The sequence below is a fragment of the Herbaspirillum robiniae genome, assembly GCF_002213415.1.
GTDB classification, from domain to species: domain Bacteria; phylum Pseudomonadota; class Gammaproteobacteria; order Burkholderiales; family Burkholderiaceae_D; genus Herbaspirillum; species Herbaspirillum robiniae.
Genome location: NZ_NJGU01000016.1, coordinates 67,154 through 90,866 on the forward strand (window position 1 = coordinate 67,154; position 23,713 = coordinate 90,866).

Annotated in this window: 21 protein-coding genes; 10 read left to right on the forward strand and 11 right to left on the reverse strand. The window is 65.9% G+C overall.

All coding sequences use genetic code 11. The annotated features are described in order from the left end of the window. Positions 1-22: 22 nt before the first annotated feature. From CEJ42_RS22695 to rsmB, 7 genes are all read right to left on the reverse strand, one after another. A complete protein-coding gene (locus CEJ42_RS22695; RefSeq protein WP_088752642.1) occupies positions 23-868 on the reverse strand; it encodes a DMT family transporter in 846 nt (281 codons plus the stop codon). Positions 869-1,003: 135 nt separating this feature from the next. Further along, the gene (gene trmB / locus CEJ42_RS22700; RefSeq protein WP_088752643.1) at positions 1,004-1,687 is read right to left on the reverse strand and encodes a tRNA (guanine(46)-N(7))-methyltransferase TrmB; all 684 of its coding nucleotides are present in this window, start codon (positions 1,685-1,687) and stop codon (positions 1,004-1,006) included. A 103-nt stretch (positions 1,688-1,790) separates the two neighbouring features. Then, positions 1,791-2,048 carry a BTH_I0359 family protein gene (locus CEJ42_RS22705; protein WP_079217314.1) on the reverse strand — a complete coding sequence of 86 codons (258 nt, stop codon included), beginning with the start codon at positions 2,046-2,048 and terminating at the stop codon, positions 1,791-1,793. A gap of 596 nt (positions 2,049-2,644) precedes the next feature. Beyond that, a complete protein-coding gene (locus tag CEJ42_RS22710; RefSeq protein WP_079217313.1) occupies positions 2,645-3,397 on the reverse strand; it encodes a response regulator in 753 nt (250 codons plus the stop codon). Between the two features lie 140 nt (positions 3,398-3,537). After that, the gene (locus tag CEJ42_RS22715; RefSeq protein WP_079217312.1) at positions 3,538-5,823 is read right to left on the reverse strand and encodes a sensor histidine kinase; all 2,286 of its coding nucleotides are present in this window, start codon (positions 5,821-5,823) and stop codon (positions 3,538-3,540) included. Continuing rightward, positions 5,820-6,473: a DUF4390 domain-containing protein gene (locus CEJ42_RS22720; protein WP_079217311.1), complete on the reverse strand. Its 654-nt coding sequence runs from the start codon at positions 6,471-6,473 to the stop codon at positions 5,820-5,822. Before CEJ42_RS22720 ends, CEJ42_RS22715 begins: the two co-directional genes overlap by 4 nt. Beyond that, positions 6,470-7,789, reverse strand: a complete 1,320-nt coding sequence (gene rsmB, locus CEJ42_RS22725) for a 16S rRNA (cytosine(967)-C(5))-methyltransferase RsmB (RefSeq protein ID WP_088752644.1) — start codon at positions 7,787-7,789, stop codon at positions 6,470-6,472. The genes CEJ42_RS22720 and rsmB overlap by 4 nt, the downstream gene beginning before the upstream one ends. Before the next feature lie 201 nt (positions 7,790-7,990). Between rsmB and CEJ42_RS22735 the strand changes: the two genes are divergently transcribed. After that, on the forward strand, positions 7,991-9,196 hold the full coding sequence (locus tag CEJ42_RS22735; protein ID WP_088752646.1) for an MFS transporter: 1,206 nt from the start codon (positions 7,991-7,993) through the stop codon (positions 9,194-9,196). Between the two features lie 145 nt (positions 9,197-9,341). Continuing rightward, complete coding sequence (locus CEJ42_RS22740) at positions 9,342-11,561, forward strand: prolyl oligopeptidase family serine peptidase (protein WP_243397930.1); 2,220 nt, start codon at positions 9,342-9,344, stop codon at positions 11,559-11,561. Positions 11,562-11,679: 118 nt separating this feature from the next. Here CEJ42_RS22740 and CEJ42_RS22745 read toward each other — a convergent pair whose 3' ends face one another. Together CEJ42_RS22745 and CEJ42_RS22750 are read right to left on the reverse strand one after the other, a co-directional pair. Further along, positions 11,680-12,024, reverse strand: a complete 345-nt coding sequence (locus CEJ42_RS22745; protein WP_079217307.1) for a DUF1840 domain-containing protein — start codon at positions 12,022-12,024, stop codon at positions 11,680-11,682. A gap of 176 nt (positions 12,025-12,200) precedes the next feature. Then, complete coding sequence (locus CEJ42_RS22750; RefSeq protein ID WP_088752647.1) at positions 12,201-12,722, reverse strand: hypothetical protein; 522 nt, start codon at positions 12,720-12,722, stop codon at positions 12,201-12,203. A 174-nt stretch (positions 12,723-12,896) separates the two neighbouring features. On the opposite strand from CEJ42_RS22750, the gene CEJ42_RS22755 reads away from it, so the two are divergent. Beyond that, on the forward strand, positions 12,897-14,903 hold the full coding sequence (locus tag CEJ42_RS22755; protein WP_088752648.1) for an OPT family oligopeptide transporter: 2,007 nt from the start codon (positions 12,897-12,899) through the stop codon (positions 14,901-14,903). Between the two features lie 160 nt (positions 14,904-15,063). Here CEJ42_RS22755 and CEJ42_RS22760 read toward each other — a convergent pair whose 3' ends face one another. Then, entirely contained in the window at positions 15,064-16,587 is a 1,524-nt protein-coding gene (locus CEJ42_RS22760; protein WP_088752649.1) for a YifB family Mg chelatase-like AAA ATPase, read from the reverse strand. A 70-nt stretch (positions 16,588-16,657) separates the two neighbouring features. After that, the gene (locus CEJ42_RS22765) at positions 16,658-16,903 is read right to left on the reverse strand and encodes an accessory factor UbiK family protein (RefSeq protein WP_079217303.1); all 246 of its coding nucleotides are present in this window, start codon (positions 16,901-16,903) and stop codon (positions 16,658-16,660) included. A 441-nt stretch (positions 16,904-17,344) separates the two neighbouring features. Between CEJ42_RS22765 and CEJ42_RS22770 the strand changes: the two genes are divergently transcribed. From CEJ42_RS22770 to CEJ42_RS22800, 7 genes are all read left to right on the forward strand, one after another. Further along, complete coding sequence (locus CEJ42_RS22770; RefSeq protein ID WP_079217302.1) at positions 17,345-18,142, forward strand: TorF family putative porin; 798 nt, start codon at positions 17,345-17,347, stop codon at positions 18,140-18,142. Positions 18,143-18,154: 12 nt separating this feature from the next. Further along, entirely contained in the window at positions 18,155-18,493 is a 339-nt protein-coding gene (locus CEJ42_RS22775; protein WP_006713297.1) for a P-II family nitrogen regulator, read from the forward strand. Positions 18,494-18,509: 16 nt separating this feature from the next. After that, complete coding sequence (locus CEJ42_RS22780; RefSeq protein WP_088752650.1) at positions 18,510-20,051, forward strand: ammonium transporter; 1,542 nt, start codon at positions 18,510-18,512, stop codon at positions 20,049-20,051. A gap of 323 nt (positions 20,052-20,374) precedes the next feature. After that, complete coding sequence (gshA, locus tag CEJ42_RS22785; protein ID WP_079217300.1) at positions 20,375-21,673, forward strand: glutamate--cysteine ligase; 1,299 nt, start codon at positions 20,375-20,377, stop codon at positions 21,671-21,673. A gap of 36 nt (positions 21,674-21,709) precedes the next feature. Further along, positions 21,710-22,660 (forward strand): glutathione synthase, encoded by a 951-nt coding sequence (gene gshB / locus CEJ42_RS22790; protein ID WP_079217299.1) that lies wholly within the window; start codon positions 21,710-21,712, stop codon positions 22,658-22,660. Between the two features lie 74 nt (positions 22,661-22,734). Further along, complete coding sequence (locus CEJ42_RS22795) at positions 22,735-23,145, forward strand: PTS sugar transporter subunit IIA (protein WP_175354926.1); 411 nt, start codon at positions 22,735-22,737, stop codon at positions 23,143-23,145. A gap of 51 nt (positions 23,146-23,196) precedes the next feature. Continuing rightward, a complete protein-coding gene (locus CEJ42_RS22800) occupies positions 23,197-23,466 on the forward strand; it encodes an HPr family phosphocarrier protein (protein WP_079217297.1) in 270 nt (89 codons plus the stop codon). The last annotated feature ends 247 nt before the right edge of the window (positions 23,467-23,713 follow it).

A 23,713-nucleotide genomic window follows, 5' to 3' on the forward strand; every position in this document is an offset into this window, starting at 1 on the left:
CTCGGGGTGACGCGGGCCGAGGTCAGTGCCGCATGCCCAGCACCACCGCGCCCGCCGCGATCACCAGGCAGGACAGCACGCGCCGCAGCGTCAGCTTCTCCCCCAGGAACAGCGCGCCGATCAGCAGCGCGAACAGCACCGAGGTCTCGCGCAGCGCCGAGACCATGCCCATCGGCGCCAGCGTCACGGCCCAGATCACGATGCCGTAGGCGACCAGCGACATCACGCCGCCGGCCAGGCCGATCCAGCTCTCACGCTGGTTCAGCGCGATCGGCGAGCGGCCGTGGCGGCGCCAGTAGATCAGCGCCAGCGGGATGCTGTCCAGCACGAACAGCCAGCCGGCGTAGGCGACCGAGTCGCCGGCCAGGCGCGCGCCGATGCCGTCGGTGACGGTGTAGGCGGCGATGAAGGCGCCGGTGGCGAAGGCCGCCGCCGGGCCGGACAGGTTCTCGCGCCGCTTGAGGCTGCGCAGGTTGGCCAGGCTGACGATGCCGGCTGACACCAGCGCGATGCCGACCACCGTGTAGAGGCCCAGCTGTTCGCCCGCGAACAGCGCCGCGCCCAGCGCCACCAGCAACGGCGAGGAGCCGCGCGCGATCGGATAGGACTGGCCGAAGTCGCCGATTCGGTAGGCGCGGATCAGGAACAGGTTGTAGCCGGTATGCAGGATGCCGGAGAGGATGATGTAGAACCAGCTGCCGGCCAGCGGCAGCGGGCGCAGCAGCACCAGCGGGATGGCGGCCACGCCGGCGCCGATGGTCATCAGCGACAGCGAGGCCAGGCGGTCGGCGCTGCTCTTGAGCAGGGCGTTCCAGGAAGCGTGCAGCAGGGCGGCGGCCAATACCAGGCCGATGACGGCGAGGCTCATGGCAGCAAGGCGGTGGCGGGTGGATGGAACAGCGGTGCGGCGGCGTCGGGCGCGGGGATCGTTATTGTCATCTCGTTGTGCCCGCGCATCCGGAGCCGCGCAGGCCGGCGGCGGAAAAAACGAGATGATACCGCGTCAGCGAGGCGCCGGACCGCCTTGGCCGAGATCGGCGGCGCAGCGCCACAACTCGTGGCCGGAGGCCAGGTACTTGCGCTCGAAGGGCGTGATCGGGGCATCGGTGAGATAGCGCTCGGCGGCGACCTCGCGTCCGCTCAGCTGATGCAGCGCGGCGGCGAACTCTTCGACGTAGATGCGCCAGTTGCTGCGGCATTCGATGTGCCCGCCCAGCGCCACGATGGCGGGAAACACCGCGTGACCCTGCCAGCGCCGCGCCAGATGGCCGATCTTGGGCCAGGGGTTGGGATACAGCAGGTAGTGGCGCGCCGGGCGCAAACCGGCGTCCAGCGCGAGCCGCCAGTAGTCGACCAGGTCGGCGCGCACGAAGCACAGGTTGCCGGGCTGCGGGCCGTCCCACAGCGTATTGCGCGCCAGGCGGTCGGCCGACTGGTCGATGCCGATCACGAAATGGTCAGGATATTGCGCGGCCAGGTTCAGCGTCGACAGGCCCACGCCGCAGCCGGTGTCGAGGATCAGCGGCGCTTCGCCGGCGGCGCGCCAGGCGGCGATGCTGTGCTCGAAGGCGCGCCGGTTGTAGTCGGTCACGGGTTTTCTGAACGGGTGCGCGGCGTGGCGCGCGACCAGTTCGGCCAGCTGTTCGTGCACGCCGCTCTGGGCGCTGCTGATGGGGGAGGAGTTCACAAGTGTGCGGCTGAAACGGCAAAGCGCCATCTTAATGGAAACGGCGGCCGAAAAAAAACGCCGCGCAGGTCGCGCGGCGTCTTGCGTCCCGCAGGCTGCGGCATCAATGCAGCGTCATCGGGTGGCGCATCAACACGTCGTAACGGCTCAGGAAGGTGTCGATGTCTTCCATGGTGGGCTCGCTGGCGATGAGTTCCTGAACGTCCTTGCGGAACAGCTCCGCGGCCGGGCCGTCGATATAGATTTCCCGCTGGCCCGACTTGTCCATGATTTCATAGCCGCCAAAGCGCAGGGCTTCGTGGTCGGTGTCGGCACCGAATTCGACGACGCTGTACTGTTCACTGTTGTAGATCAGGTTCATGGTGACTCCTTATGCTGGAATACTGCTTCGAAAAGGAAGTGGCGTCTTCACCGGGAATTTCAAGGGCCACGCACCCGCCGCGCCCTTTGATGCATTTCTGCTATCGCGTTACAGCACCCTCGCGGAGCATCCCCTTTCATGTGCTCCTGAGTCTGGTTACGGCGTTGCGGCCGAAAACTTTTGCACCTCGTCTGCACCTTCGTCCAGCCTTGCAGCACTGTCTGCCGACAGCCTGAAAAAATAGATGAAGGCCGGCGCCGTTAGTTCATCGCACGCTTTCGTTGCCGGCGCGCAAGCGGGTTTGCATCCCGGCAAAAGCGCGGCCGTACGGCCCTTTCCATGTCATTTGCGGCCAGGCCCCCGCAGCGCCATACCGTAGAACTACCGGCCCTTGCGGCGCTGCCCCGGCGACGACCGGTACCGCATTTGTCTCCAGCATGCCGCCGCGGCGGAGAAAAGAACATCAGGAAAATTCTGACCCCCGAAAAGGAGGATGAAGAAGGGGCAGAAAAGAAAACAGGACCGCGATACGGTCCTGTTTCGAGGGGTGCTGCCGGAGGGCGCCGCGCGGAGGCGGCGGACATGCGGCAGGAGGATCAGTGATTTTTCTTCGCCAGCTTGCCCGGTTCCACGCCCAGCTGCTTGAGCTTGCGGTAGAGGTGGGTGCGTTCCAGACCGGTGCGTTCGGCCACGCGCGTCATGCTGCCGTTTTCGCGCACCAGGTGGTACTCGAAGTAGGCGCGCTCGAAGGCGTCGCGCGCTTCGCGCAGTGGCAGGTCGAAGGAGATGTTGGCGGCGTTGTCGGCTACCTGGCCGTAGGGCGTCGCCGTAGCGATGCCGTGGTGCAGGGTGTCGGCGCCGCCCAGCGCGGGCGCGTAGCTGGCGATGGGGGCCGCGTGCTCGGGCGCATGCAGGCTGTCGGCTGCGCCGTTGGCCACCGTCGCCACGGCGGCGGGACGATAGCTGGCCGGGCGCACCGGTTCGCGGCTGTGCGACAGGCCCTGCTGCACGGCCTTCAGCAGCTTTTGCAGCGCGATCGGCTTTTCCAGGAAGTTGAGTGCGCCGATGCGGGTGGCTTCGACGGCAGTGTCGATGGTGGCGTGGCCGGACATCATGATCACCGGCATGGTGAGCAGGCCGTCGCGCTGCCACTCCTTCAACAGGGTGACACCGTCGGTGTCCGGCATCCAGATATCCAGAAGCACGAGGTCGGGCACGCTGCCCTGGCGCAGTTCGCGGGCCTGCTGCGCATTTTCCGCAGTGGCCACGACATGCCCCTCATCGCCCAGGATTTCTGAGAGCAATTCGCGGATACCCATTTCGTCATCGACGACCAGGATGTTAGCCATGTGCTGCTTTCCTCGCTGCTAGTTCAATGTCCAAGTTTTCGGTCTTGTTCCGGGCGATGCCGCTGCGAGGCGGTAAGTGCGCTTGGCAGACTTCGATGAACCGCCGACTTCCCCCGGGGTAGTGCATTGAATCTTGGGTCTTAATCAATAGGTGCTAACTTTACCAGCAAAATTACTATTTTTGCGCCTCTGCTGTCGGTGCGATTCTGGATATCGATTCTTCCGCCGTGTTCCTCGACGATTTTCTTGACCATGGCCAGCCCGAGGCCGGTGCCGCGCGGCTTGGACGTGACGTAAGGCTCGAAGGCGCGGGCCAGCACCTTGGGCGAGAAGCCGGGGCCATTGTCCATGATCGACAGCCGCACCGCCGGCTGGCGCGCGCCGTCGGCGCCGGCGATCTCGATCTGTTCGGTCAGCACGTCGATGCGCGGCGCCTGCGCCGGGGCCAGGGTCTCGTCGCCGACGGCGTCCTGGGCGTTCTGCAGCAGGTTATGGATGACCTGGCGCATCTGGGTGGCGTCGCCCATGACCTTGGCCATGCCCGGCGCCAGGCGCGGCTGGATCGCGTCGCGCCCGTCGCCTGACAGGTAGAGGTTGAGGATTTCCTCGATCAGCGCGTTCAGATCCAGCGCCACCGGCTTGGCCGGCGGCGTCCTGGCGTAGTCGCGGAAGTCGTCGACCATGCGCTTCATGGCCGTGACCTGGTTGACGATGGTGGTGGTGCCCTTGTCCAGGATGGCGGCGTCGGCCGGCATCAGCTTGTCCGACAGGCGGTGCTGCAGGCGCTCGGCCGACAGCTGGATGGGCGTCAGCGGGTTCTTGATCTCGTGGGCCAGGCGGCGCGCCACCTCGCCCCAGGCGATCGAGCGCTGGGCCGAGATCACGTTGCTGATGTCGTCGAACACCACCACATAGCCCACGCCGCTTTCCACCGGCAGGTGCGAGCCGCGGGCGAACAGGGTGAGCTTGTCGTGGTCGGGCGCGCCGGCGCCTTCGGCATCGATCACCGCGCCGGGCTGGCGCGGCAGCTCGATCTGGCGCTGCCAGTGCAGGCCGTCGTGCGGCGCGCCCGTGCTTTGCTGGGCGCGTTGCTCGGAGAACGCGCGGATGATGGCCTGGGCGAACACCGCCTGGCTCTCGATGGTCTGCAGCGGGGTGCCGATGTCGCCCGAGAAGTCGTAGCCGAGGATGCGGCGCACCGAGTCGTTGCTGCTGACGATGTTGAACTGGTCGTCCAGCACCATCACGCCGGCCGACATGTTGGCCAGCACCGATTCAAGGTAGGCCTTGGCGTTTTCCAGCTCGGCGCGGTTCTTCTCCACCGAGGTGCGCGCCTCCAGCAGCTGGCGCGTCATGGTGTTGAAGGACTGCGTGAGCGTGCCCAGCTCGTCGGAGGTGCTGACGATGGGCCGCGGCGACAGGTTGCCTTCGGCCACCGCCTTGGTGCCTTCTGCCAGCAGCAGCAGGGGCTTGGCCAGGTCGCTGGCGATCAGGAAGGCGCTGGCGATGGCCGCGAAGATGGCCAGCAGCAGCGTGAGCGTGAGCGTCACCAGGTAGATCTTGCGCAGGCCCGAGCGCGATACCGAGCGCTGCTGGTATTCGCTGTAGGCCTGGCGCAGGGTTTCGGCATTGCTGGCCAGGTAGTCGGGCACCGGCTGCAGGATCTGCAGGTAGCGGCTGTCGTTTTGCAGCGAGAGGCCGCGGGTGGGGCCGGGGATCTGCACCACCACGTGCAGCCGCAGGTTGGCGTCGGAGTCGGATTCGCCGCCGGGCGGACGCGAGTCGTCGCTCTCGACCGCGGCAAAGCCGCGCGAGATGCGGGCCTGGCGCATCGCTTGGGCGTTGGGCAGCACCGGCGTGAGCGAGCCTATGCTGCCGCCCACGGTGGACATCACCTGCCCGGTGCCGTTGACGATGGTGATTTCCATGTTCTGGTCGCGCAGGCGCGAGAGGTAGGTCACCTGCTCGGATTCGCTCATGTCGGCCAGTTCCTGGGCCATGCCGCGCGCGCGCGAGGAAAGGTCCGACAGCGAGGAGTCCAGCGCGTTGCGGCCCAGGTTCAGGCCCGACTCGAGCGCCGCCTCCATGCGCACGTCGAACCAGGATTCGATCGAGCGCGACACGAACTGCACCGACATCAGGTAGATCACTGCGCCCGGCAGGATGCCGATGAGCGCGAACATCAGCACCAGCCGCGCCAGCAGCCGCGAGCCGAACTTGCCGCGGCGGTAGCGCTTGTAAAGACGGGTCAGCAGCAGCAGGACCAGCCCCAGCAGCGAGATCGCGGCCAGACCGTTGAGGAACAGCAGCCACGGGTAGTGCTGCTCGAAGAGTGCGGAGTTTTCGGAAGCCGAGGCCAGCAGGAACAGCAGGATGCTGATGACGCCCCCGCCGACGACCAGCAGATAGCGTAGGGTGCGGCTCATTCGGGTTTGTAGGTGAATTCGATCCAGTCCGAAGACAGGCGCCAGTCGCTGTTGTTGAGCGCGTTGACCTGGAAGGGCTTGGGCAGCTGCGCCACGTCCAGTCGCATGCGTACGCCCACGCTGTAGGCGTCGCCGGACTTGAGGGCGTTGTTGTCGGCGATGATCCAGCGCGGCGGGCGGCGGATCAGGGCCATGGCGTCCTCCAGGTTGGAGAAGCTCTGCTGCAGCTGGCCGCTGATGGCGGTGTGGTACTGCCGGGTCAGCACGTTATAGGAGATGCGCACGGTGCGCGAGGCCGACACGCTGGTCTCGTCGAACCAGTACCAGCGATGCCGGGTCAGCTGGACCTCGGTGGTGAAGTACAGCGGCACGCCGCGCGAAAGCGCGTCTTCCAGCCCGCGGTTGAGCTCGAACGAATAGGCCAGCGACAGCCGGTAGCCTTCGTCGCTGGGCTCAATCGAGGCCTGGGAAATGGTGATCTCCGCCGCCCTGACGGGCGACGCGCCGGCGCAGGCCAGCAGCAGCACCAGCAGCGCCAACCGCAGCCACTGCGCGAGACGTCCGGCAAACTGCGGATGAGCGCCGCCGGAGGCCGGGCGCGGGCCGTATTGCGAGCGGGAAGTGAAGGAGGCCGATTGCGTCAAATTCATGCACCAGTTTTTTGGAACAGCGCGTAGAACAGGCCATCATGGTCGGTTTCTGCGCTGGCAGTCGGCAACAGTTGGCCTGGAGCTGGCAGTCGTATGGCGTTGTGTCTTTGCGCGAAGGCGATGGCCTGCTGCTCCGATTCCTGGGGCCACAGCGAGCACGTTACGAGCAGCAATTTACCATCCGGCCGCAGCATCTGCCAAAGGTTGTCCAAAATTTGCGAGGAAAGTGTTGCAAGCTGCGCCGTGTCGGTCTTGCGCCGCAGCCAGCGGATATCGGGGTGACGCCGCACGATGCCGGAGGCGGTACAGGGCACGTCGGCCAAGATGCGGTCGAAGGGCTTGCCGTCCCACCATTGCTGCTGGCGGGCGTCGCCGGCGGTGAGCTCGGCCCGCAGGCCCAGGCGCTGCAGGTTCTCGTCGATGCGGCCCAGGCGGCGCGGATCGTGGTCCAGCGCCTGCAGCTCCAGGTCGGCCAGCTCCAGCAGGTGGCCGGTCTTGCCGCCGGGGGCGGCGCAGGCGTCCAGCACGCGCATGCCGTCGGCCACGTCCAGCAACGGCGCGGCCAGCTGGGCGGCGGCGTCCTGCACCGAGACCATGCCGTCGGCGAAGCCCGGGATCTGCTGCACCGGCAGCGCCTTGTCCAGCCGCACCGCGGTCGGCCCCACCTGGCGGGCGGCCATGCCGGCGCCGGCCAGGGTGGCCAGATATTGCTCGACCGTGGCCTGGCGGCGGTTCACGCGCAGCGTCAGGGGCGGCGCCTGGTTGCCGGCGTGCAGGATGCGTTGCCAGTCTTCCGGATAGGCGCCCTTGAGGCGGTCGATCCACCAGGTCGGGTAGTTCCAGGTGCCGGGCGGGGTCTTGGTCGCCTGCGGCATCAGCAGCGCGCGTTCGCGCTCGAAGCGGCGCAGGATGGCGTTGACCACGCCCTTGGCGAAGCTCATGTCGGGGCTGATGGCGGCAGCTTCGACCGCCTGGTTCACCACCGTGAAGGGGTCGTAGCCGGCCTCTTCCCCATCCACCAGCAACGCCAGCGCGCAATTGAGCAGGCCCAGCAGCGCCTCGGGTTCCGGCGGCTTGTTGGCCAGCAGCGCCAGCAGGCCGTCGGTGACGCCCAGGCGCCGCATGGCGCGGTAGCTGATGTCCTGGATCGCGCCGCGCGAAGGCGGCGGCGCGTCGGCGCGGGCGAAGATCTGGGCCAGGGCCTGCGGCAGCGCGCTGCCGGCGCGCACGGCGGCGACCGCCTGGGCGGCGTAAGCCAGCTGGTAGGCCAGGGAGTCGGCCTTGGCCGCGGGGGAGATGAGGGAAATGTGGATCACGTCAATTCTTGCAGAAGGCGGGCGCCGCCGGGGGTGTTGCCGGGCGGCATGAGCGAGCTCGCCGTGGTCGGCCGGGCCGCCAGTGTACCAGCCGCGAAGGAGGCCGGGGCGGCCTTCGGCAGGATTTCGCGGCTTCGGCTAAAGTGGCTGCCTCCGATGCCGGGCCAGCCCGCACGCCACCTGTACAGAAAGACAACTTCCATGCAAGCCGCCACGGCCGATACCACGCTGCCACACGATATTCCCCGCTGGATGGTGATGCTGCTGGCCGCCGCCTGCGGCATCATCGTCGCCAACCTCTATTACGCCCAGCCGCTGATCGGCCCGATCGCCCGCGCCACCGGCATTTCGCCCGGCGCGGCCGGCCTGATCGTCACGCTCACCCAGATCGGCTACGGCCTGGGCCTGCTGTTCATCGTGCCCATGGGCGACCTGTTCGAAAACCGCCGGCTGGTGCTGACCGGCCTGGTGATCACCTGCATCGCCCTGGTGGGCGCGGCCTTTGCCGAAAGCGCCGCGCAGCTGATGGCGTCGGTGCTGCTGATCGGCCTGTCCTCGGTCGGCGCCCAGGTGCTGGTGCCTTATGCCGCCCACTTCTCGCGCCCGGAAACGCGCGGGCGCGTGGTGGGCAACGTCATGAGCGGCCTGCTGCTGGGCATCCTGCTGGCGCGCCCGCTGGCCAGCCTGGTGGCCGACCTGCTCGGCTGGCACGCCATCTTCGGCCTGTCGGCGGTGGCGGTGGCCGCGCTGATCGCCGTGCTGTCGCGCTACCTGCCGCAGCGCCGCCCGCCGGCCGGCATGCATTACCTGGCCCTGCTGGGGTCGATGTGGACGCTGGTCAGGACGACCCCGGTGCTGCGCCGCCGCGCGTTCTATCACGCCATGCTGTTCGCCTCGTTCAGCCTGTTCTGGACCGCTTCGCCGCTGTGGCTGGCCAGCCCCGACTTCGGCATCTCGCAAAAGGGCATCGCCCTGTTCGCCTTCGCCGGCGTGATCGGCGTGATCGCCGCGCCGATCGCCGGGCGCATGGCCGATCGCGGCTGGAGCCGCCCCGCCACCGGCGCGGCGCTGCTGTGCGGCGCGCTGTCCTTCCTGCTGCCGCACCTGGTCCACGGCGGGCGCGAGTTGTCGCTGGCCATGCTGCTGCTGGCGGCGATCCTGCTCGACTTCGCGGTCTCGGCCAACCTGGTGCTGAGCCAGCGCGCCATCTACGCGCTGGGCGGCGAGATCCGCAGCCGCCTGAACGGCCTGTTCATGGCCACCTTCTTCGCCGGCGGCGCGCTGGGTTCGGCGCTGGGCGGGTGGATGTATGCGCAGGCGGGCTGGAGCGGGGTGACCTGGGTCGGGTTTGCCTTTCCGTTCGTGGCGCTGCTGTATTACCTGAGCGAGCTGCGCGGGGGCAAGTGAGCGTCGCGATGCCTGCGCGCGGCATGCGGGCTGGGAAGTCGGCCCCAGGAATATCCCTTTTCCTTCGGAAGAGCAGCGTTCTGTATTAACCGCGAAATATTATTAAATCTAGAAAGTAAACGATTGCCATCCAGGTCATGAATGGATGAATCTGGCAGGTTTCAATGAATGCATGCCGACCGCGGCGCGCATGCTTGCCTGGGGATGGGACCTGCAGATGCCGAACGGCAAATTCCGACGTCAATTTTTCAAACGCGCAGTGCTGGCCGCCACGGTCGGAGGAGCGATTGCCGCGCTGGCCGGCCTGCTCGGATCCAGCCGCCGTCGGGCGGCTGGGACACAGCCCGACGAACTTCTCTGGCTGGAGGAACAGGAAGGTGCGCGCGCGCTGGACTGGGTGGCGCAGGAAAACGCCCGCACCCTGGCCGCGTTTGCGCAAGGGCCGGCGTTCGAGCCTCTGCGCGGGAACATCCTGGCGGCGCTGAACCAGGACGGCCGGATCCCCTGGGTAAGCAACTATGGCGGCCAGTATTACAATTTCTGGCAGGACCAGGCCCATCCTCTGGGGCTTTGGCGCAGGACCACTCCGGCGCAATACCGCAAGCCCGATCCGCACTGGGAGACCGTACTGGACCTGGACGAGCTGTCGCGGCAGGAAGGCGTGGAGTTTGCGTTAAGCGGGATCACGCCGCTTGAGCCCGAATACCGGTATTGCCTGGTCAGCCTGTCGGCGGGCGGCGGCGATGCGGCCGAGGTGAGGGAATTCGACCTGCTGGAAAAACGCTTCGTCCCGGACGGTTTCTCGCTGCCGGCGGCCAAGAGCCAGGTCTCGTGGATCAGTCGCGACGAGCTCTTCGTGGCCACCGACTTCGGGCCGGATTCATTGACGCGCTCGGGCTACCCGCGCAGCGCCAGGCGCTGGCGGCGCGGCGAGCCGCTTACCGCCGCGCGTATCGTGTACGAAGGTGCGCAGCAGGAAGATGGCGTGGTCGCCACGCATGACCCGGAACCCGGTTTCGAGAGGGACTATGTGTTCCGCTTGATCGATTCCCGCCGGGTGCAGACCTTCCTGTTGCAGTCCGATGGCGGGCTGCTGCCGCTGGACGTGCCTCTGGATGCCACCGCGACCGGCTATCGCGAGCATTTGCTGGTTACCCTCGCCAGCGACTGGGAGGTCGGCGGGCGGACCTACCCTGCGGGCAGCCTGCTGGTTGCAAATCTGGAGGCCTTTCTGGCGGGGGCGCGGGACTTCGACGTGCTGTTCGCGCCGGCCCCGGGCCGCGGCCTGGGCGGTTACGACTGCACCCGGGATCATCTCATCCTCCGCATCATGGAAGACGTGTCGACCCGGCTGGAAATACTGACACCGGAGCGCGGAGCATGGCGCCGGGCGCCGCTGGGAGATGCCCGGTCGCTGTCGGCCATCGGGGCCGCTGCCGTCCGCCGCGACAGCAACGAATACTTCCTCAGCGTCGGCGAATTTCTTCGGCCGCCGGCGCTCTATTGCGGCAACCTCGACACGGCCGACGCGCCGGAACTGCTGAAGCAGGAGTCCCCGGCTTTCGACGCACAGCGTTATGAGGTCAGCCAGCATTTCGCCGTCTCGCAGGACGGCACGCGCGTGCCGTATTTCCAGCTTTCCCGGCGCGGTATTGCAAGAGACGGCAGCCATCCGACGCTGCTCACCGGTTACGGCGGCTTCGAGGAGTCGCTGTTGCCTGAATATCTTGGCGCGGGCGCCATCGGCTGGCTGGAGCGGGGTGGCGTCCATGTGGTCGCCAACATTCGCGGCGGCGGGGAATACGGGCCGCAATGGCATCAGGCCGCGTTAAAGCGGGAGCGCCATCGCGCCTATGAGGACTTCGCTGCCGTGGCGCAGGATCTCGTGGCGCGCGGCATTACCGTACCGGCCAGGCTCGGCGCGCGCGGCGGCAGCAACGGCGGGCTGCTGGTGGGAAATATGCTGATCCGATATCCCGAGCTGTTCGGCAGCATCGTCTGCGAGGTGCCGCTGCTGGATATGCAGCGCTACACCAGGCTGGGCGCCGGGGCCTCCTGGATCGCGGAATACGGTGATCCGGAGCTGCCTGAAGAATGGGCGTTCCTGAAGACATATTCTCCGTTCCACAACCTGCGCCCCGGCATGGCCTGTCCTCCGGTGCTGTTCTGCACGGCCGTCAACGATGACCGCACCCATCCCGCCCATGCGCGCAAGATGGCCGCCCGCATGCGGCAGATGGGGCTGGACCAGGCCTATTTCTACGAAAGCGATGCCGGCGGACACGGCGGTTCCATCGACAACGAGCAGGCCGCCTTCACCGAAGCGCTGGTGAGCGAGTTCCTGTGGCGCCATCTGGCGGCCTGAAAAGACCAAACGGCCGCCGCGGTGGATGATCGCGGCGGCCGTTCTTCTCGTTCTTCCGATTGACGCAGGGCGGTGCTGTCAGTCCGGTCGCCCCGGCCTCATCGCAGCCGCTCGGGACTTACACGCCCCACAGCACGTCGTAGTTGCCTTTCTTCGCCTCGCGCAGCATGTCCAGCAGCGGATAGGCGCGCGCCGAGAAGCTGACCGGTTCGATCTTTTCGTGGTTGTGGTCGTCGGTATTGGCGTTGTGGTGGGCGTTGACGTCGCGCTCGAGCGCGTCGGCCGCCTCATGCGCCTTGCTGGCGGTGATGTGCTTTTCCAGCAGGGCGATGGCGTCGCCCGCTTCAGCGGAGGTGATCACGCCGCGGCCGGCGTCCTTGTGCAGCAGGTCCAGGATGGGTTTGGCGTGCGACTCGTACATCACCACATCGGCAGCCGCTTTTGATTTGAAGGTGATCAGCATATTTCCTCAGGGTCTTTGATTGATAACGATTTTTGTCGGCGGGCCGTATCGGGCCGCCGGGAAATGCGCTGCAGACTGCATCCGCACTTCTGCGGGGCTGTCCGCCGCCGGGGCGGGCAATCCGGTCTCTAGAATACTCCCCGGCTCAGGCCTTTGTCATCCGCCCGCCGTCCTGCCTACGTTGGTTTGAAAGAGCCGAAAAAGGTTTCAATATTCTCATCCGTGAGGGCTTTTTCATCGCCCAGTATCAGCACCTGGTAGATGCGCCGGTCGCGCGCGGCCAGCCGGGCCACCAGGCGCAGCGGCCGGCCGCCGGCTGCGCCATGGGCATCGAGGTCGATGCTGCGGGAGAAACCGTCGGTCTTGCCCGGCAGTAGCGCTGCGCCCTGCGGCCGGCCGCCGATGTTGTTGAGCAGGGCGGTGGACATGGCGTCCAGCGCCTTGACGGCGGCGGCGGCATCGGCCAGCTCGGCCGTGCCCACCGCGAAGGTGGCGCCCCCGGCCTCGGCGGCGGTCATGGTCATGTCCACCTTCGGGCCGTCGAGGTCGACCGGGCGCGTGACGGTGGCCGGCTTGCCCGGCAGCAGCACGACGAAATGCGCGCCGTTGTCGCTGGCTTCGCGCCAGTTGTAGCGGGGCGAACAGGCGGCGAGGGCGAGCAGCGCGGCCAGGGCGGCGGCGGAAATAAGGTTGCGCATCGTTTGGGCAGGCGTGAACAGGCAGATGGCCGCGGCGCGGCCGGGCGCAAATCATAGCAAATGCGGCGGGCGAGCCGGGCCGGCAGTGCTTGGCGGAAAAATCGGATTTTGTCTGACAGTGGCGAGCCGATTCTTGCGGTATAAGAACGCATTCCAATAAACAAAGGACCGCACATGCATAACGACAACCAGGCCGGCCTGCCTGAATTGACCCTGCGGGGCATCGTGCTGGGGGCGCTGATCACGGTGGTCTTCACGGCATCGAACGTCTATCTCGGGCTGAAGGTGGGGCTGACGTTTTCCTCGGCGATTCCGGCGGCGGTGATCTCGATGGCGGTGCTGCGCCTGTTCTCCGGCGCCAACATCCTCGAAAACAACATGGTGCAGACCCAGGCCTCGGCGGCCGGCACGCTGTCGTCGATCATCTTCATCCTGCCCGGGCTGGTGATGATGGGGCACTGGCATGGCTTTCCGTTCTGGCAGACGGTGGGCATCTGCGCCGCCGGCGGCATGCTGGGCGTGATGTTCTCGATTCCGTTGCGGCGCGTGATGGTGGTGCAGGGCGAGCTTCCCTATCCCGAGGGCGTGGCCGCCGCCGAGATTCTGCGCGTGGGCAGCGCCGACGCCGACGGCGGTGAGGAAACCCGGCGCGGCTTGCGCGACATCCTGTTCGGCGGCGCGCTGTCGGCCGGTTTCAGCCTGGTGGCCGGCGGCTTCAAGATCTTCGCCGAGAACATGAGCCTGTGGTTCTCCGCCGGCGCCTCGGTGCTGCGCCTGACGGTGGGCTTTTCGCTGGCGCTGGTGGGGGCCGGCTACATGATCGGCATCGTCTCCGGCATTGCGATCCTGATCGGTTTCGTGATCGCCTGGGGCATCGCGGTGCCCTATCTCACGGCCGTCACGCCGCATGAGGCCGGCGTCGCCATTTCCGCCTTCGCCAACGGCATCTGGAGCAAGCAGGTCCGCTTCATCGGCGCCGGCATGATCGGCGTGGCGGCGGTCTGGACGCTGGCCACGCTGTTTGTGCCGATGATGGATGGCGTCAAGGCGTCGCTGTCGACCTTCTCGCGCCGCCAGCAGGGCAGCGGCGAACGCACCGACCGCGACATGCCGCCGGCCTGGATCATCGCTATCAGCCTGGCCATGATCGCGCTGCTGGCCGTGGTGTTCGCGTCCTTCCTGGCCGATGCGCCGGTGTCGCCGGCCTTGTTTGCCGGGCTGATCGTCTACGCGGTGACGTTCGCCTTCATCTTCGGGTTCCTGGTGGCGGCCGCCTGCGGTTACATGGCGGGGTTGATCGGCTCCTCTTCCAGCCCGATCTCGGGCATCGGCATCGTCGCGGTGATCCTGGTGTCGCTGCTGCTGCTGGCCTCCGGCGCGGTCGATCCGCTGCTGGCGACGCCCCAGGGCGGCAAGCTGGCCATCGCCATCGCGCTGTTCGTCACGGCCGCCATCATCGCGGTCGCGGCCATCGCCAACGACAACCTGCAGGATCTCAAGACCGGCCAGCTGGTCGGCGCCACGCCCTGGCGCCAGCAGGTGGCGCTGCTGGTGGGCTGCGCGGTGGGCGCGGCCATCATCCCGCCGGTGCTGAACCTGCTCTACAACGCCTACGGCTTCACCGGCGCGCTGCCGCGCGAAGGCATGGACGCCGCCCAGGCGCTGGCCGCGCCGCAGGCCACGCTGATGACGGCGATCGCCACCGGCATCTTCACCCGCGAGCTGAACTGGACCATGCTGGTCATCGGCGTGGGCCTGGGGATCGTGCTGATCATCATCGACTGGCTGCTGGAGAAGCGCGGCGGCAAGGCGCGCCTGCCGGTGCTGGCCGTGGGTATCGGCATCTATCTGCCGCCGGTGGTGAGCATGGCGCTGTTCTTCGGCGCCGCGCTGGGCTGGCTGATCGACCGCGCCCTGGCCAGGCGCGCCCGCGCGGCCGGGAAGGATGTCGATGCCTATGCCGAAAAACCGCGCCAGCGCGGCATCCTGATCGCGTCGGGGCTGATCGTCGGCGAGAGCCTGGTGGGCGTGCTGCTGGCGGCGGTGATCGGATTCACCGGCAAGGACGCGCCGCTGGCGCTGGCGTCGGCCGGTTTCGAAGGCATCGGCCAGTGGCTCGGCCTGCTGGCCTTCCTGCTGATCCTGTGGTCGGTGGCAAGGCGGGTGCTGCCTACGCGTTGAGGCGGTGTCGCCGGCTCAGCCGTCGAACGATGAAGAAGGGCGGGCTGCCGTTGCCGGTAGTCCGCCCTGATTTTTTAAGGCCGCATCCGGCGCATGGCAAATCGACCGGGGATCCGCCCTTTCAATATGACCGCTTTGGAGATCGCCGCGCGGTGCGCGCTCAGGGCTGCCGCAACGCGCGCCGGTACTGGATCGCCTCCGCGATATGCGCCTGCTGCACGGACGCTGAACCGCCGAGGTCGGCGATGGTGCGCGCCACCTTCAATACCCGGTGATAGGCGCGCGCCGACCAGTTGAGCCTGGCCATGGCTGCACGCAGCAGGTCCTCCCCGGCTTTTTCCGGGCGGCAGTGGAGGTCGATCTCCTGCGGCCCCAGCCGGCTGTTGCATTTGCCCTGGCGCTGCAGCTGGCGCTCATGGGCTTGGGCGGCGCGCAGCGCCACTGCGGCCGACGCTTCTCCCGGCGCGGCATCGGCCAGTTCGGACGCCGGCAGCGCGCCCACCATGACCTGCAGGTCGATGCGGTCGAGAAGCGGGCCGGAGATGCGTCCCTGGTAGCGCGCGATGATATCGGGCGAGCAGCGGCAGCGTCCGCTGTCATCGCCGTAGTAGCCGCAGGGGCAAGGATTCATCGCGGCGATCAGCTGGAAGCGCGCGGGAAACTCCGCCTGCCGCGCCGCCCGCGAGATGGTGATGCAGCCGGACTCCAGCGGCTCGCGCAGTACTTCGAGCACGTGCCGGCTGTACTCCGGCAATTCGTCCAGGAACAGGATGCCATGGTGCGCCAGGGAGACCTCGCCCGGGCGCGGCGTGCTGCCGCCGCCGACCAGCGCTACCGCGGACGCCGTGTGGTGCGGGGCGCGATACGGGCGCTGCTTCCAGCGGGCGGCGTCGAAGCCGGCGCCCAGCGATTGCACCGCGGCCGCTTCCAGCGCCTGCTCGTCGCTCATCGGCGGCAGGATGCCCGGCAGGCGCGAGGCCAGCATCGATTTGCCGGTGCCGGGCGGCCCCATCAGCAAGGCGCTGTGGCCGCCGGCGGCGGCGATTTCCAGTGCCCGTTTGGCCTGCAGCTGCCCCTTGACGTCACTGAAGTCGGGCCACGCGAGCGGCGAGTCGCCGCGTTTGGCGCAGTGGCGGGCGAGTTTGCCCTGGGGATCGCGCGTGGCGAAGTGGGTGCATACATCCAGCAGCGAGCGCGCCGGCAGCACGCTGGCGTTGGTCACCAGCGCGGCTTCGTCGGCGTTGGCCGCGGGCAGGATGAAGCCGCGCCGGGTTTGCGCATCGTCCCCGCTGCGGTACATGGCATAAGTCATCGCCAGCGCGCCGCGGATCGGGCGCAGCTCGCCGGAGAGCGAGAGCTCCCCGGCGAATTCATATTGGTCGAAGCTGTCGCCCGGGATCTGGTCCGACGCGGCCAGGATGCCCAGCGCGATGGGCAGGTCGAAGCGCCCGGACTCCTTGGGCAGGTCGGCCGGGGCCAGGTTGACGGTAATGCGGCGGGAGGGGAATTCGAAGCGGGCGTTTTGCAGTGCGGCGCGCACCCGGTCCTTGGCTTCCTTCACCTCGGCTTCGGGCAGGCCGACGATGGTGAAGGAAGGCAGGCCGTTGGCCAGGTGGACTTCCACCGTGACCGGCGGGGCGCGCATGCCGGCCAGCGCGCGGCTGCGCAGGACGGCCAGGCTCATGTCGGCGAGCCCGGCTGTCGGTCGGCGTGTTCGGGAGGGGAAAAGTAGAGGGCGTGTTTGGGCGTCGGGATCATTGCGTCTGTTTTTGCAGAGCTTCCAGCTCGGCAACACGCGCTTCCAGCGCTTCCAGGCGGGCGCGGGTCTTGGCCAGTACCTGGGCCTGGACGTCGAATTCCTCGCGCGTGACCAGGTCGAGCTTGGCGAAACCCTGGCTCAGCATGGCCTTGACGTTCTTTTCGATGTCCTTGGCCGGTGAGTTTTCGATTGCCTTGTTGAGTTTGGATTGCAGGTCTTCAAAGAATTGGGGCTTGTCCATGGCGGATCTCCTGGCGGGTTGCTGTGGCGTCAAGTTTAGCCGTTTCACGGTAATACATAAACTCCGCATCACACCGGCTTCCGACGATTGAGACCGCATCCCGGCGGGAATGTGCCCCTTCGGACGATGAAGGCTGTTGGAAGGGAAATGGGCCGACTTGGTGAATCGACCGGCCGCAGCACCCTTGCGCACCAAAATGTGTTTGCCGTTGGGGAAGAAAGATTGTTGTTAAACAATAAATTTCGCACCAATTTCGTGCCATTGCGGTCGTTGTGCACTATTTTGGTCTATATCCCGAAAAAAATCGGTTGAGAAGTCTTGTTTCTCTGGAAAAGTCCCGTTTGTCATGCCGGAAGGACATGGCACGGCTCCTGCTACATGGTTTGAGCAAAACACAAAAAACGACTTTTATTGTTCAACAAACAAACCAGAGGGAAAGTCATGAAGAAACTGATTCTTGCAACAGCCATCGCAGCATCGTTCGTTTCGACCGTCGCACGCGCCGAAGACGCCAAGCCGGACAACGAATTCAGCTTCAACGCCGCAGTCGTGAACGACTACCGTTACCGCGGCCTGACCCAGACCCGCTTCGATCCGGCATTGCAAGTTGGCGCAGACTATACGCACAACCCGACCGGCCTGTACGCAGGCACCTGGCTGACCAACATCAAGTGGATCAAGGATGCCGGCACCAACACCGGCACCAGCACCAAGGGTGATATCGAGTGGGATATCTACGGCGGCAAGCGCGGCGACATCGGCGGCGGCTTCACCTATGACGTCGGCGGCCTGTACTACTACTACCCGGGCAACACGCTGGCCAACAGCGGCGCCAAGAACGCCAACACCTTCGAACTGTACGGCCAGATCGGCTACGGCCCGGCCTACTTCAAGTACTCGCACGCGCTGACCAACCTGTTTGGCACCGTCGACAGCAAGAACAGCCAGTACTTCGACCTGGGCGCCAACATCGAGACCTTCTACGGCGTGATGCTGGGCCTGCACCTGGGCCACCAGACCGTCAAGGGCAGCACCAACGGCGTGTCCAACAGCCAGTACAGCTACACCGACTGGAAGATCGGCCTGTCGAAGACCTTTGAAGAAGCCGCCGGCATCACCCTGGGCGTGGCATACGTCGGCACCGACCTGAAAGACGGTGTGAACGTGACCCCGACGTCCGACGGCGCCAAGAACGTCGGCAAGGGCGGCGTTGTCGTCTCCATCAGCAAAACTTTCTAACAAGAGGTTCGTATGAAACTGATCACAGCGATCATCAAACCGTTCAAGCTCGACGAGGTGCGTGAAGCCCTCTCGGCGATCGGTGTGCAAGGCATCACCGTGACCGAAGTCAAGGGCTTCGGCCGTCAGAAAGGCCACACCGAGCTGTATCGCGGCGCCGAGTATGTGGTCGATTTCCTGCCCAAGACCAAGATCGAAGCAGCGGTCGACGACGCCATCGTCGAGCGCGCGCTGGAGGCTATCGAGACGGCCGCCCGCACCGGCAAGATCGGCGACGGCAAGATCTTCGTCCAGGACCTGTTGGACGTGATCCGTATCCGTACCGGCGAAACCGGCAAAGACGCTCTGTAAAAAAAGGGGAATTCTAATGAGCATGAAGAAAATGTTTTCCAGCGCCTTCGCCATCGGCGCTCTGCTGTTGGCGGTAGGTTTTACCGCTCCGGCCCAGGCGCAGGACGCGCCCAAGCCTGAAGCCGCCGCGGCCACCGCCGCCGCACCGGCTGCCGCCGAAGCACCGAAGGCCGAAGCCCCCAAGGCTGACGCCGCGCCTGCAGCAGCGGCGCCCGCCGCTCCGGCCGCAGCCGCAGCGGCTCCCGCACCCGTGCCCAACAAGGGCGACACCGCATGGATGCTGGTCTGCACCGCATTCGTGATCCTCATGACCCTGCCGGGCCTGGGCCTGTTCTACGGCGGCCTGGTCCGCAGCAAGAACATGCTGTCGGTGCTGATGCAGTGCTTCATGATCTTCTCGCTGATCTACATCCTGTGGTTCGTGTACGGCTACAGCATCGCGTTCACCGAAGGCGGAGCATTCTTCGGCGGCTTCGATCGCCTGTTCCTGCACGGCCTGAACGGCGATTCGACCACCGGCACCTTCAGCAAGGGCGTGGTGATTCCGGAGCTGGTGTTCGTGGCCTTCCAGGGCGCGTTCGCTGCCATCACCGTGGCGCTGATCATCGGCTCCTTCGCCGAGCGCGTGAAGTTCTCCGCCGTGATCCTGTTCTCGATCCTGTGGTTCACCTTCTCGTACCTGCCGATGGCTCACATGGTCTGGTTCTGGCCTGGTCCGGACGCCTTCACCGACGCCGCTGCCGCTGAAAAGGCGACCGCGATCTCGGGTTGGCTGTTCCAGAAGGGCGCGCTGGACTATGCCGGCGGCACCGTGGTGCACATCAACGCAGCCGTGGCCGGCCTGGTCGGTTCCTACGTGATCGGCAAGCGCGTCGGTTTCGGCAAGGAAGCCTTCAAGCCGCATAGCCTGACCCTGACCATGGTCGGCGCTTCGCTGCTGTGGTTCGGCTGGTTCGGCTTCAACGCCGGCTCCGGCCTGGAAGCCAACGGCGGCGCCGCTCTGGCCTTCGTCAACACCATCCTGGCAACCGCTGCCGCCGTCCTGTCCTGGAGCTTCGGCGAATGGATCGGCAAGGGCAAGCCCTCGATGCTGGGTGCTGCTTCCGGCGCTGTCGCCGGCCTGGTGGCCATCACCCCGGCAGCCGGCTTCGTCGGCGTGATCGGCGCGGTCGTCATGGGCCTGATCGCCGGCCTGCTGTGCCTGTGGGGCGTTACCGGCCTCAAGAAGCTGCTGGGTTCCGACGATGCGCTGGACGTGTTCGGCGTGCACGGCGTGGGCGGCATCCTGGGCGCCATCCTGACCGGCGTGTTCGCTGCGCCGAGCCTGGGCGGCACCGGCATCTACGACTACGTCGCCAACGCAGTGTCCCCGGACTACTCGATCGGCGGCCAGGTCTGGATCCAGTTCCAGGGCGTGCTGACCACCTTGATCGTGTCGGGCGTGATCTCCTTCATCGCCTACAAGATCGTCGACGTGGTCATCGGCCTGCGTGTGACCGAAGAGGAAGAGCGCGAAGGCCTGGACATCTCCAGCCACGGCGAATCGGCCTACCACTGATCCGCAGCAACAGAGTCTTATTCCTTCGGGGCCGGCAACGGCCTCTTTCAAAGGCGCCCTTCGGGGCGCCTTTTTTATCGCCTATATTGTTCATATGGCAATGGGCGTTGCGGAAAACTATTCCCGACTATTTGACTCGGGCTCTTTAAAAAAGCGCGACGGTCGCCATCTGGAACATCCGAACTCCGGCCTTGCAGCGACCCGGACCGGGTAAACGATTTCCCCAAATGGCAACACGGCCGTCTTGCGCGTTGCAACACGATTTCAGGAATCCGCTAAAATCATCGTTCGCTGCCGGCATTTACATATCGTTAAGGTCTTTTATGGTCCCGCATCTCGTCACCGCTCTGAATGGTCCCCTGCTGGAGCTGGAGAAGAAAATCCTGGGCGCCACGCCGGCCATCGAACGCTGGTTCCGCATGGAATGGCAGGAGCACACGCCGCCGTTCTATTGCTCGGTCGACCTGCGCAACGCCGGTTTCAAGCTGGCCCCGGTGGACACCAACCTGTTCCCGGGCGGCTTCAACAACCTCTCCCCTGAGATGCTGCCGCTGGCGGTGCAGGCGGCGATGGCGGCGATCGAGAAATATTGCCCGGATGCACGCAACCTGCTGCTGATCCCGGAAAACCACACCGGCAACACCTTCTACCTGCAAAACATCGGGCGGCTGATGCAGATCTTCCGCCAGACCGGCCTGAACGTGCGCCTGGGCACGCTGGCGCCGGAGATCACCAAGCCCAAGGACATCGAGTTGCCGGACGGCACCAGCATCACGCTGGAGCCGCTGGAACGCTCGTCCAACGGCCGCCGCCTGGGGCTGAAGAACTTCGACCCCTGTACCGTGCTGCTCAACAACGACCTGTCCATCGGCGTGCCCTCGGTGCTGGAAGGCCTGCACGAGCAGAGCGTGCTGCCGCCGCTGCACGCGGGCTGGGCGCTGCGCCGCAAGAATAACCACTTCGCCGCCTATGACGAGGTGGTCAAGAAATTCGCCAAGATGGTCGAAGTCGACCCCTGGATGCTCAATCCCATGTTCGCCAAGGTCGGCGACATCGATTTCCAGGAAAACACCGGCACCGACGCGCTGGCCGACAGCGTCTCCTCGCTGCTGTCGAAGATCCGCAAGAAGTACAAGGAATACGGCATCAAGGAGCAGCCCTTCGTCTTCGTCAAGGCCAACGCCGGCACCTACGGCATGGGCATCATGACCGTCAAGGACGCCAGCGAGATCAAGGACCTCAACCGCAAGCAGCGCACGAAGATGGTGGCCGGCAAGGAAGGCCTGGAGGTGTCGGAAGTGATCGTGCAGGAAGGCGTGCACTCCTTCGAGCGCATCAACGAGGCCGTGGCCGAGCCGGTGGTCTACATGATCGACCGCTATGTGGTGGGCGGCTTCTACCGCGTGCACGCCGACCGCGACGTCAACGAGAACCTGAACGCTCCCGGCGCGCACTTCGTGCCGCTGGCCTTCGCCCAGCAGCACGCGCTGCCCGACATGCACGCCAAGCCCGGCACCGCCGCGCCCAACCGTTTCTACATGTACGGGGTGGTGGCGCGCCTGGCCTTGCTGGCCGCGTCGCTGGAGATGGAAAAGACCGACCCCAACCCGGAAGTATATTAACCGCGAGCCCGCCAGGCTCAACAGGACCCCAGCCACATGAAAATCGCTTTCCTCGCCGATCCGCTCGATACGTTCAAGACGTACAAGGATTCCACCTTCGCCATGATGCGCGAGGCCGCACGCCGCGGTCACGCCATCTACGCCTTCGAGCAGGCCGACCTGGTGCTGGAGAGCGGACTGGTGACCGCCAACGCCTTCAAGGTGACGCTGACCGGCGACGCCGACGACTGGTATCGCGCCGACAAGCCGGCGTCGAGCTTCCTGTCCGAATTCGACGCCGTGATCGTGCGCAAGGATCCGCCGTTCGACATGGAGTACATCTACACGACCTACCTGCTGGAGCTGGCCGAAAAGCAGGGCGCGCGCGTGTACAACAAGCCGGCGGCGATCCGCAGCCACAACGAGAAGCTGGCCATCGCCCAGTTCCCGCAATACACCGCGCCCACGCTGGTCACGCGCGACGACAAGCGCCTGCGCGCCTTCCACGCCGAGCACCAGGATGTGATCCTCAAGCCGCTGGACGGCATGGGCGGCATGGGCATCTTCCGGGTCAAGGCCGACGGCATGAACCTGGGCTCCATCATCGAGACCCTGACCGACAACGGTCAACGCACGATCATGGCGCAGCGTTTCATTCCTCAGATCAGCGCCGGCGACAAGCGCATCCTGCTGATCGGCGGCAAGGTCGTGCCCAACGTGCTGGCGCGCATTCCGCAGGGCAATGAAGTGCGCGGCAACCTGGCCGCCGGCGGCCTGGGCAAAGCTCAGCCGGCTTCGGAGCGAGATTTGGAAATCGGCCAGGCGCTGGCGCCTGTGCTGTACGAGCGTGGATTGTTGCTGGTCGGCCTGGATGCGATCGGCGACTATCTCACGGAGATCAATGTGACCAGCCCGACCTGCTTCCAGGAAATTACCCAGCAGACCGGTTTCGACGTGGCGGCGATGTTTGTCGACGCGCTGGAAGCGGCCGTGGGTGCAAGCGCATAATGGGTGCAATGGGTTCGGTGGAGCATGACGGGCTGCTCGGGGAAAAGCGCGTCGCAACAGGTGGCAACAATTTCATGGTTGGTATTCTTCTTTTGACGCACGCCCCGCTGGGGCAAGCTTTCCTGGATGCCGCAACGCATGTGTTCCGCGGCCGGCCCGAACGGATTGAAGCGATCGACGTGATCGCCGACCAGAATCCGGCGGATGTGCAAAAACTGGCGATCGAGGCGGTCAAGCGCCTCGACGACGGCAGCGGCGTTCTGGTGATCACCGACGTCATGGGCGGCACGCCTTCCAACTGTACGGGTTTCCTGTGCGGCCTGGAAAACGTCTCGGTCATCGCCGGCATCAGCCTGCCCATGCTGCTGCGCGCGCTGACCTATCGCAACGACACCCTCGACGTGGTGGTGGAGATGGCGCTGGCCGGCGGACAGAACGGCGCGGTGCGCATCGACAACCGCATCCGCGTGGCGGCATCGGCCTGACGGCCGGCGATGCACGACACCGGGCAAAGACATAAAAACGAAAGCTGAAAAATGATTCAAAAAGAACTAGAGATCGTCAACAAGCTCGGCCTGCATGCGCGCGCCTCCGCCAAATTCACCCAGCTCGCCGGCAAATTCAAGAGCGAAGTCTGGATGACCTTCAACAAGCGCCGCGTCAACGCCAAGTCCATCATGGGCGTGATGATGCTGGCCGCCGGCAAGGGCAGCGTGATCACCCTGGAAACCAACGGCGAGGACGAGCAGGAATGCTTCGCCGCACTGGAAGCCCTGATCGCCGACAAGTTCGGCGAAGGCCAGTAAGGCTTTCCCTTCGCCGGTGCGCCGCATTGCGTTGCAGCATCGGCGGCCGGCTGGAACGCTTCTTGCGACGGGAATGCGCAGGGCGCAGCGCCTGATGCGCGCCCGTACCCACTTTCACGAGGACTGCCCGTTTCTCCATCCCGCCTGATTTCGCGTCGATCCGCGGTTGCCGCGATTGCCAAACCGCTATTTGTTCGGTAACTTCCTTCAAGCTACCGCGACCGGAATACGGCGGAATATAAAAACG

What these genes read in the sequence shown, in the direction of transcription:
- CEJ42_RS22695 (WP_088752642.1), bottom strand. Translation starts at nt 868, where the DNA reads ATGAGCCTCGCCGTCATCGGCCTGGTATTGGCCGCCGCCCTGCTGCAC.
- CEJ42_RS22705 (WP_079217314.1), bottom strand. Translation starts at nt 2,048, where the DNA reads ATGAACCTGATCTACAACAGTGAACAGTACAGCGTCGTCGAATTCGGT.
- CEJ42_RS22710 (WP_079217313.1), bottom strand. Translation starts at nt 3,397, where the DNA reads ATGGCTAACATCCTGGTCGTCGATGACGAAATGGGTATCCGCGAATTG.
- CEJ42_RS22715 (WP_079217312.1), bottom strand. Translation starts at nt 5,823, where the DNA reads ATGAGCCGCACCCTACGCTATCTGCTGGTCGTCGGCGGGGGCGTCATC.
- CEJ42_RS22720 (WP_079217311.1), bottom strand. Translation starts at nt 6,473, where the DNA reads ATGAATTTGACGCAATCGGCCTCCTTCACTTCCCGCTCGCAATACGGC.
- CEJ42_RS22735 (WP_088752646.1), top strand. Translation starts at nt 7,991, where the DNA reads ATGCAAGCCGCCACGGCCGATACCACGCTGCCACACGATATTCCCCGC.
- CEJ42_RS22740 (WP_243397930.1), top strand. Translation starts at nt 9,342, where the DNA reads ATGAATCTGGCAGGTTTCAATGAATGCATGCCGACCGCGGCGCGCATG.
- CEJ42_RS22745 (WP_079217307.1), bottom strand. Translation starts at nt 12,024, where the DNA reads ATGCTGATCACCTTCAAATCAAAAGCGGCTGCCGATGTGGTGATGTAC.
- CEJ42_RS22750 (WP_088752647.1), bottom strand. Translation starts at nt 12,722, where the DNA reads ATGCGCAACCTTATTTCCGCCGCCGCCCTGGCCGCGCTGCTCGCCCTC.
- CEJ42_RS22755 (WP_088752648.1), top strand. Translation starts at nt 12,897, where the DNA reads ATGCATAACGACAACCAGGCCGGCCTGCCTGAATTGACCCTGCGGGGC.
- CEJ42_RS22760 (WP_088752649.1), bottom strand. Translation starts at nt 16,587, where the DNA reads ATGAGCCTGGCCGTCCTGCGCAGCCGCGCGCTGGCCGGCATGCGCGCC.
- CEJ42_RS22765 (WP_079217303.1), bottom strand. Translation starts at nt 16,903, where the DNA reads ATGGACAAGCCCCAATTCTTTGAAGACCTGCAATCCAAACTCAACAAG.
- CEJ42_RS22770 (WP_079217302.1), top strand. Translation starts at nt 17,345, where the DNA reads ATGAAGAAACTGATTCTTGCAACAGCCATCGCAGCATCGTTCGTTTCG.
- CEJ42_RS22775 (WP_006713297.1), top strand. Translation starts at nt 18,155, where the DNA reads ATGAAACTGATCACAGCGATCATCAAACCGTTCAAGCTCGACGAGGTG.
- CEJ42_RS22780 (WP_088752650.1), top strand. Translation starts at nt 18,510, where the DNA reads ATGAGCATGAAGAAAATGTTTTCCAGCGCCTTCGCCATCGGCGCTCTG.
- gshA (WP_079217300.1), top strand. Translation starts at nt 20,375, where the DNA reads ATGGTCCCGCATCTCGTCACCGCTCTGAATGGTCCCCTGCTGGAGCTG.
- gshB (WP_079217299.1), top strand. Translation starts at nt 21,710, where the DNA reads ATGAAAATCGCTTTCCTCGCCGATCCGCTCGATACGTTCAAGACGTAC.
- CEJ42_RS22795 (WP_175354926.1), top strand. Translation starts at nt 22,735, where the DNA reads ATGGTTGGTATTCTTCTTTTGACGCACGCCCCGCTGGGGCAAGCTTTC.
- CEJ42_RS22800 (WP_079217297.1), top strand. Translation starts at nt 23,197, where the DNA reads ATGATTCAAAAAGAACTAGAGATCGTCAACAAGCTCGGCCTGCATGCG.